The sequence below is a fragment of the Accumulibacter sp. genome (assembly GCF_032229525.1).
Taxonomy (GTDB): domain Bacteria; phylum Pseudomonadota; class Gammaproteobacteria; order Burkholderiales; family Rhodocyclaceae; genus Accumulibacter.
The window spans coordinates 1-7,345 of record NZ_JAVTWB010000165.1 but is presented as its reverse complement, the minus strand read 5'-3'; the positions used below and the strand labels follow the sequence as shown (position 1 = coordinate 7,345).

Annotated in this window: 8 protein-coding genes and 1 pseudogene; 4 read left to right on the top strand and 5 right to left on the bottom strand. The window is 59.7% G+C overall.

All coding sequences use genetic code 11. The annotated features are described in order from the left end of the window. Positions 1-168: 168 nt before the first annotated feature. Together RUW20_RS21715 and RUW20_RS21710 are read right to left on the bottom strand one after the other, a co-directional pair. Positions 169-1,962, bottom strand: coding sequence for a PAS domain S-box protein (locus tag RUW20_RS21715; RefSeq protein WP_409559361.1), 1,794 nt, complete (start codon positions 1,960-1,962; stop codon positions 169-171). A 12-nt stretch (positions 1,963-1,974) separates the two neighbouring features. Then, a pseudogene (locus RUW20_RS21710) lies at positions 1,975-2,430 on the bottom strand (PAS domain S-box protein); the annotation flags it as partial. A gap of 386 nt (positions 2,431-2,816) precedes the next feature. Here RUW20_RS21710 and RUW20_RS12665 point away from each other — a divergent pair. The 3 genes from RUW20_RS12665 to RUW20_RS12655 are packed head-to-tail and all read left to right on the top strand — an operon-like array spanning position 2,817 to position 4,872. Next, positions 2,817-3,527, top strand: coding sequence for an alpha/beta hydrolase-fold protein (locus RUW20_RS12665; protein ID WP_313952592.1), 711 nt, complete (start codon positions 2,817-2,819; stop codon positions 3,525-3,527). A 2-nt stretch (positions 3,528-3,529) separates the two neighbouring features. Beyond that, the gene (locus RUW20_RS12660; RefSeq protein WP_313952591.1) at positions 3,530-4,063 is read left to right on the top strand and encodes a M48 family metallopeptidase; all 534 of its coding nucleotides are present in this window, start codon (positions 3,530-3,532) and stop codon (positions 4,061-4,063) included. Positions 4,064-4,101: 38 nt separating this feature from the next. Beyond that, positions 4,102-4,872 (top strand): ParA family protein, encoded by a 771-nt coding sequence (locus RUW20_RS12655; RefSeq protein ID WP_313952590.1) that lies wholly within the window; start codon positions 4,102-4,104, stop codon positions 4,870-4,872. Between the two features lie 9 nt (positions 4,873-4,881). Here RUW20_RS12655 and RUW20_RS12650 read toward each other — a convergent pair whose 3' ends face one another. Continuing rightward, on the bottom strand, positions 4,882-6,099 hold the full coding sequence (locus tag RUW20_RS12650) for an alpha/beta fold hydrolase (protein WP_313952589.1): 1,218 nt from the start codon (positions 6,097-6,099) through the stop codon (positions 4,882-4,884). Positions 6,100-6,109: 10 nt separating this feature from the next. Next, on the bottom strand, positions 6,110-6,670 hold the full coding sequence (locus RUW20_RS12645; RefSeq protein WP_313952593.1) for a sugar transferase: 561 nt from the start codon (positions 6,668-6,670) through the stop codon (positions 6,110-6,112). A 258-nt stretch (positions 6,671-6,928) separates the two neighbouring features. Here RUW20_RS12645 and RUW20_RS12640 point away from each other — a divergent pair, with 258 nt between their 5' ends. After that, positions 6,929-7,168, top strand: a complete 240-nt coding sequence (locus RUW20_RS12640; RefSeq protein WP_313952588.1) for a GDCCVxC domain-containing (seleno)protein — start codon at positions 6,929-6,931, stop codon at positions 7,166-7,168. On the opposite strand, the gene RUW20_RS12635 is transcribed toward RUW20_RS12640, so the two are convergent. After that, positions 7,165-7,345, bottom strand: a 181-nt coding sequence (locus RUW20_RS12635) for a hypothetical protein (protein ID WP_313952587.1), incomplete at its 5' end; no start/stop codon positions are given. The genes RUW20_RS12640 and RUW20_RS12635 overlap by 4 nt on opposite strands.

Sequence of the window (7,345 nt, the reverse complement as noted above, 5' to 3'; positions counted from 1 at the left end):
CGATTCGGATCGGATTAAAGCAGCGGACTAAAGGGATCCGAATGAGTTGTAAAATGAAATCACTCTGACTACTTTGACCATTCCGCGCAAAATGCTACCGCGTGGGTTTTACGGACGTTGAGTCGCTATTTCTGCACTTGGCAGGCGAAACGTGGCGCAGTGGGGCAGTCACTTCCATGCGGGATCATAAAACATGATCATGTTGCGCCCGGCTTTTTTCGCTTCATACATGGCAGTGTCAGCCCACTTCAGAATACCGTCTTGGCCTTGATCGTGGTTTATGAAGACGACCACTCCAATACTACTGGTGCACCGATGTTCGACTGTTGCTTCCACCTTTCCAGCTTCGGCAAATGTCAGGAGGTAGGGCTCTTCCAGGGCAGCACGAATTTTTTCGGCAACGATGTTGGCTTCTTCGATGGACTTGTTCAGGTCCGTATCCAGTTCTTTGAGTATCACCACGAACTCATCACCACCGAGTCGTGCGACAACGTCAATACCCCGTACACAATGGATAATCCGCCGCGACACCTCAACCAATAACAAGTCGCCAATGTGATGCCCTTGCGTGTCATTCAGCGATTTGAAGTTATCCAAATCCAGGAACATCAGCGCGGCATATCGACCGTTACGTTGGCTGGCGGCAAGCGTTCGCCCTAATAGCTCATTTAACAAGCGACGATTTGGCAACTGCGTTAATGGATCATGCAAGGCGAGATTGAGAATTTGCGCCTGTGCCAATTTGTGTTCCGTAATGTCCCGCGCTGCGGCAAACACCCCCTGTAGTTTTCTGTTCCGGTCGTAGAGGGTGGTCGCATTGTAGGACACCACCGTTTCATTTCCATCTCTGGCAGATACGGTAAGCTCGTAATTGGTCACTTTCTTTTTTAGTAGCACCAGCTTGATGCCAGCTTCAGCCCGCTCGGGATCCGTGAAATTATTCTTAAATGGGGCGCCAATCAGTTCGTCGCGAGTACAACCACTGAGTGCTTCCATCTGCTTATTGACGTCGGTGATGATTCCTTCTGGATCGGTGGTCATCAGAGCGTCGATATTGGATTCGAACAATGAACGAGTGTAGAACTGATGGTCGCGCAGACGCTGGCCAAGCTTCTTTTGCTCCTCTTCGACCTGCTTGCGCGCGGTGATGTCGCGAGCGGCGGCAAACACGCCGAGCACCTTCCCTGCCGCATCCTTGTACACCGAGGCGTTGTAGAGGACGTCGGTGAGACGGCCGTCCTGGTGCCGGATGGTGAGCGGATAATCGGTGACCGAGCCTTTGGAGAAGGCCTCCCGGTATCCCTCACGCGCCGTCTCGGGCTCGGTGAAGTAGTCGGAAAAATCGGTGCCGATGAGCTTCTCACGCGACACGCCGGTGACCATGACGGAGCCCTCGTTGACATCCGTAATCTTTCCATCCGGGCTGATGGTCACCAGCGGGTCGAGCGACGCCTCGATCAGGCTGCGCGCGTACTGTCCCGCTGCCCGTAGCTTGTCGTCGGCTTGCTTGCGCGCGGTGTTGTCCGTGCCGATCAAGAGGTAGCCAATGATTGCTTCCTGGTCATCACGCAGTGCTGTGACCGATACAACCGCAGGAAAACGACTGCCGTCCTTGCGGATATAGGTCAGTTCGTAGATGTCTTCGATGCCGCGCGAGGCCTTGAACACCAATGCCTCGAAGCCGGGCGTTATCGAGCTATCGAGCTCGACGCTCAGGGCCTTGGCGCGGGCAATCACTTCCTGCGGATCGGAAATGTCGGCGGGCGTGATCTTGTTCACCACGTCAGCGGCGGTGTAGCCCAGCATACGTGCCGCACCGACGTTGAAGATCTGGATGACACCTTGAGCATCAGTCGCGATGCTTGAGAAGTTGGCACTGTTGAAAATAGCGGTCTGCAATGCCCCAGCTCTACTGAGAGCCTCTTCCGCTTCCTTGCGCGCTGTGTTGTCTGTACCAATCAGGAGGTAGCCGATGATCGCTTCCTGATCATCACGCAGTGCTGTGACCGATACAACCGCAGGAAAACGACTGCCGTCCTTGCGGATATAGGTCAGTTCGTAGATGTCTTCGATGCCGCGCGAGGCCTTGAACACCAATGCCTCGAAGCCGGGCGTTATCGAGCTATCGAGCTCGACGCTCAGGGCCTTGGCGCGGGCAATCACTTCCTGCGGATCGGAAATGTCGGCGGGCGTGATCTTGTTCACCACGTCAGCGGCGGTGTAGCCCAGCATCCGTTCTGCACCCACGTTGAAGATCTGGATGACACCGTGAGCATCAGTCGCGATGCTTGAGAAGTTGGCACTGTTGAAAATCGCGCTCTGCAAAGCGCCAGTCTTGAGCAGCGCTTCCTGGCGTTGGACTTCGGCGAGATGCCCGGTCGTGTCAGCGGCAGGGGTAAGGGTAAGGGGGGCGTGAATTGTCTTGGACATGACAGACCTCTGTAGAGTCGCGCCTTGGTGTTGCGGGTCGCGTGGCCGAAAGAGTACGCAGCACTCTGTTCCAACTTATACGCTCATTCCATACCAAGCCCCCCGAATTGTCCCGGCGTTGCAGGCAGCGACTGGATAAATCTCAATCCAGCAGCTGTCAGCAGGGGAATGATTGGCTGGTGTGGCGCGGGACGACGCCGCTCGATAGAAAGAGTGCTTGCGCACCGTCAGTGTCGGCTGATGGCCGCCACGTCCGATCGCTTCCGCGCTGAACTCCTGGGTCTTGTATAGGATTCATGTGATTGCCCTGCACCGCCGCTGGCTGACCGACGAAGTCGGGCAGGCTGATAGAATGGCGACCGTTTACCCGAACAAGGATCCGCGCCATGACCGCAGAACAGGCAGCTCCCATCGTCGATGCCTTACCGCTTCCGGCCGTCGAACGCCAAACAGGGGAATCCCCCAAGTGCGCGATTATCTGGCTACACGGCCTCGGCGCCGATGGACACGACTTCGAACCGATCGTAGACGAGTTCGATCTTGACCAGTTGCCCGCCGTCCGCTTTGTCTTTCCGCATGCGCCGATGCGCGCGGTGACGATCAATGGGGGCTTCGTGATGCGCGCCTGGTACGACATCGTCTCCCTCGATTTTGCCCCGGGCCGAGAAGAGGTCGAGGGCGTCCGCGAATCGGCACGACAGATCGAAGTGTTGATCGCCCAGGAGAACGCGCGTGGCATCCCCGATGCGCGCATTATTCTGGCCGGTTTCTCGCAGGGTGGGGTGATCGCCCTGCATACCGGCCTGCGTCATCCGCAACGGCTGGCGGGTATTCTCGCGCTGTCGTGCTATCTGCCAATGACCGAAACACTGGCGGCCGAAGCGTCCGCAGCCAACCGCGACGTGCCGATCTTCATGGCCCACGGGCAGAACGACGCGGTCATCCCTTACGACATGGGAAAGCGTACCGCCAAGTTGCTGAAGGCGGAGAAGTACCTGGTGCAGTGGCACAGCTATGCGGCCGAGCACACCGTGTGCCTGGAGGAGCTGCAGGACATCGAAGCCTGGCTTCATGAGGTGCTGGTCAAAGCCTGCTGAGCATGTTGCCGCTACGCTATCTGGCCGGATATCCGGAAGACCTGCAGCAGCAGGTTCGGGAAGTGATCGAGCAGGGCCAGTTGGCGACGATGCTACGCGCCAGGTACCCGGGGAGCCATGAGGTGCGCAGTGATGGCGCGCTGTACGACTACACGCTGGCGCTGAAGAACCGTTTCCTGCGCAAGGCCCCGGTCCCCGACCGGGTGCTGTTCGACAGTCGCTTGCAGCTTGCGGAAAATGCCCTCGGGATCAATGGCAAGCTGCCGCGGATACAGGGCGGCAAGATCAAGTGCAAGCGCGAGATCCGGGTGGCCAGCGTGTTCAAGGAGGCGCCGCCCGAGTTCCTGAGGATGATCGTCGTGCACGAGTTGGCGCATCTGAAGGAGCGTCAGCACGACCGGGCTTTCTACCAGCTCTGCAGCCACATGGAACCGGCGTATCACCAGTTTGAATTCGACCTCCGCCTGTACCTGACGCAGATCGAGTTGACTGGCCCGTCTTGCCCCGCGCTTTCCCTGGCGATGACTAAAGACTAAACTCGTCCCTAGTCCTTACCACCAACAGGGAAACTGTCATGCGCCGAGTTGTCTTCAACCAGAAGGGCGGAGTGGGAAAATCCACCATCGCCTGCAATCTGGCCGCCATCGGCGCCGCGCGGGGTCGTCGAACGCTGTTGGTCGATCTGGACGCGCAGGCCAATTCTTCCCGCTACCTGCTCGGAAAAGCGCTGGATCAGCAAGAGAAGACGCTGGCGCATTTCTTCGACGACCTTCTCGGGCTGAAGTTTTCCCCCGACGAGATCGATGCCTATGTCGTGCACTCGCCGTTCCCCAATCTCGATTTGCTGCCTTCAGATCCTCGCTTGGAGGAGCTGCAGTTCAAGCTCGAGTCGCGCTACAAGATGTACAAGCTGCGGGAGGCGCTGGAGAAGCTGGAGGTTTACGACGACGTCTTCATCGACACCCCGCCCGCCCTGAATTTCTTCACCCGCTCGGCGCTGATTGCCGCCGATACCTGTCTGATCCCTTTCGATTGCGACGATTTTTCGCGTCGCGCCCTGTACACGCTGATGGACAGCGTGCGCGAGATCCAGGGCGATCACAACCGCAAGCTGCGCGTGGAAGGCATCGTCGTGAACCACTATCAGCCACGCGCCAAGCTGCCGGCGCGTCTGGTCGACGAACTGCGCGCCGAGGGGCTACCGATCCTGGAGGCTTTCCTGTCGGCCTCGATCAAGATTCGCGAGTCGCACCACCAGGCCTTGCCAATGATCCATCTCGATCCCCGGCACAAGCTGACCAGGGAGTTCTCGGCTCTCTACGACTTGCTGTCCGTGTCGGCGTAGGTGAACGCGTTACGGTACTGACGCTGCTGTTTCGTCGAGTGCTGCAAGCCAATCCCTGATCTGGCGATAGACGCGCGCGTCGTTCACCAATCGCATGTGGCCGAGCTTGCCGAGCCATACACTCTGTACGTCACCTTCGATCGCGTGTGCTGTGGCGCTGCCAGGCGTGACCAGCCCGTCGCCGAGGAGTTTGCCGATGGGATGTTCGCTGTCTTCGGACAGGCTGGCGCCGAGAAAGCGAAAGGCGATGTGGTCGTGTCCAGCAGAATTGCGCGGCGCACCAGGGCCGCTTCGCAGATCCTTGATGCCCTGGCTGCGCGCGGCGGCGATCTTGCCGAGCGGAGCGGTGACCTTGGAGAGCTTCAGCGCGGAGGTGGTGAGCTCACCGAGACGCTCGACTGCCGAGCCAAGGTTGGGCGAGCCGAGGCAAATCAGCATGCGGGTCGAGTGCGGCCAGGCCATTGCGCTTGCCGCCGCCTGCTCGCAGGCGGCAAGGGCGATCAACCCGCCCATGCTGTGGCCAACGATCACCATTTCGTGCACTGGTTGTGGCCATGCGGCCAGCACTTCCTCGAGCAGGCCCGCCAGCTGCCCGGCATTGCGCGTAATCGGCAGGCCGGTGTTGTAGCGCAGGTAGAGCGGGGTGTAAGCAAGCTCGGCGTGCAGTTGCTGGCCGAAGTCGCTTTCTGCCGCGGTGCGCCCTGCTTGCCAGCAATGCTCGTCACAGCCTAGCCCGTGAATGAACACGCAGAGTCGTGCGCCAGCGTCGGGGAAAGCGCTGCGCAACGAAGTCGCGTCGGGCGCGATCGCTGCACCGTTCGCGTGGATGGCCATGGGGATCGCCAGCAGACTGTTGCTGGCCGCCAAATGGTCACCGAAAGCCCCGTTGAGCGCGCTGCGTAGCCCGCTTGCGAGCCGTCCCGGTGGTTTGCCCGGAGAAACATCGGTAGCGTGTTTTTCCAGCAGCGCAGCCCCTTCAAGCAAACCGCCGCTACCGTGGCGGATCGCCCCATAGATCCCTGCGGCAATGCTGTCGTGCGCGTGTCGTACAAGCTGCGCGGGCCCGGCAATCAAGGGAATCCGCCGCAGAATGTCGAAGTAGGTGTCGGCGATGGCGCTGTGCATTTCGTGAACGCGCAGCGTCGTTTCCTGAATGGCGGTTTTCGCCGCGTGGCAATAGCCTGCGGTCGGTGCCGAAGCCTCGGGTTCTAGCTTGCCGGGTGACATGTTTCGTCCTTCAATGCGTAACGCCGTCGCTGCGCGCCACCTTGAGCAAGGTCAGCCACAGGATCCGAAGATCAAACCAAAGAGACTGGCGCTGAAGGTAAGCCAAATCGAGCTCCACCTTCTGGGGGATCGCCAACTCATCGCGGCCGTTGACCTGTGCCCAGCCGGTCAAGCCGGGTAGCAGCCGGTGAACCCCTCGCTCGGTACGCAGGGCAATCAGGTCGTCCTGGTTATAGAGCGCCGGGCGCGGCCCAACAAAACTCATGTCGCCGACCAGGATGCTCCACAGCTGTGGCAGCTCGTCGAGGCTGGATCGGCGCAGAAAGGAACCGATCGGCGTCAAGAAAGACTGCGGATTGGCCAGAAGATGCGTCGCCACGGCCGGCGTGTCCTGGCGCATGCTGCGGAACTTGGGCATGCGGAAAATCCGGTTGTCGCGGCCGACACGATCCGACCAGTACAGTACCGGCCCGGGCGACGTGAACCTGACCAACAACGCCACAATACAAACCGGAAGTAGCAGCAGAACCGCCGCCAGGCATGCCAGTAACAGGTCGAGGATGCGCTTCATCAGAAAGCTGTGGGGGGAAAAAGGACGGACCGAAGTCCTGGTTCTTGTTGGCATGCGCCAGAATCGTGCCGCTGGAGGCTGCAACCCGGGATAGCCCGCGAAATCTTGGCCTGACTTTAACATGTCGCAGGATTTCGTTTTGCGAATCAAGCGCTCGCCACAAAGAGAGGCACCGCGGGTGTGGCGAGCACCGGAGGCCAGAGTCGCTGCCACCTCTGCCGGGTTCACCGCTGCGCTGTCCACGCAGCGCCGGCTACAATGACGCAGATCATCTGCCGGGAACCCGCCGTGAAGCCTATTCTTGAATCGACCCTTACCTGTCCGGCCTGTGGACATCGAAAAACCGAGCGCATGCCGACTGACTACTGTCAGTGGTTCTACGACTGCGAGGCGTGTCACCAGGTGCTGCGGCCGAAGCCCGGAGATTGCTGCGTGTTCTGCTCCTACGGCACGCTGCCTTGTCCGCCGATTCAGGCTGCTGGTGGCTCATGCTGTTAGCCGAGCAGCACCTGGGACGCTGCGAGAACGTAGGCAGGCGTAGTGTGGCGGCTATAGACCTCGCCAGAGCAGGTGTTTTCTTGGGGCGCGAAAGAGGCCAGCACATGACTGGCCTCTGGGTCTTCTGAGTTTTGGTGGAGACAGGCGGGATCGAACCGCCGACCTTCTGATTGCGAA

What these genes read in the sequence shown, in the direction of transcription:
- RUW20_RS12640 (WP_313952588.1), top strand. Translation starts at nt 6,929, where the DNA reads ATGACGCAGATCATCTGCCGGGAACCCGCCGTGAAGCCTATTCTTGAA.
- RUW20_RS12655 (WP_313952590.1), top strand. Translation starts at nt 4,102, where the DNA reads ATGCGCCGAGTTGTCTTCAACCAGAAGGGCGGAGTGGGAAAATCCACC.
- RUW20_RS12645 (WP_313952593.1), bottom strand. Translation starts at nt 6,670, where the DNA reads ATGAAGCGCATCCTCGACCTGTTACTGGCATGCCTGGCGGCGGTTCTG.
- RUW20_RS12665 (WP_313952592.1), top strand. Translation starts at nt 2,817, where the DNA reads ATGACCGCAGAACAGGCAGCTCCCATCGTCGATGCCTTACCGCTTCCG.
- RUW20_RS12660 (WP_313952591.1), top strand. Translation starts at nt 3,530, where the DNA reads ATGTTGCCGCTACGCTATCTGGCCGGATATCCGGAAGACCTGCAGCAG.
- RUW20_RS12650 (WP_313952589.1), bottom strand. Translation starts at nt 6,099, where the DNA reads ATGTCACCCGGCAAGCTAGAACCCGAGGCTTCGGCACCGACCGCAGGC.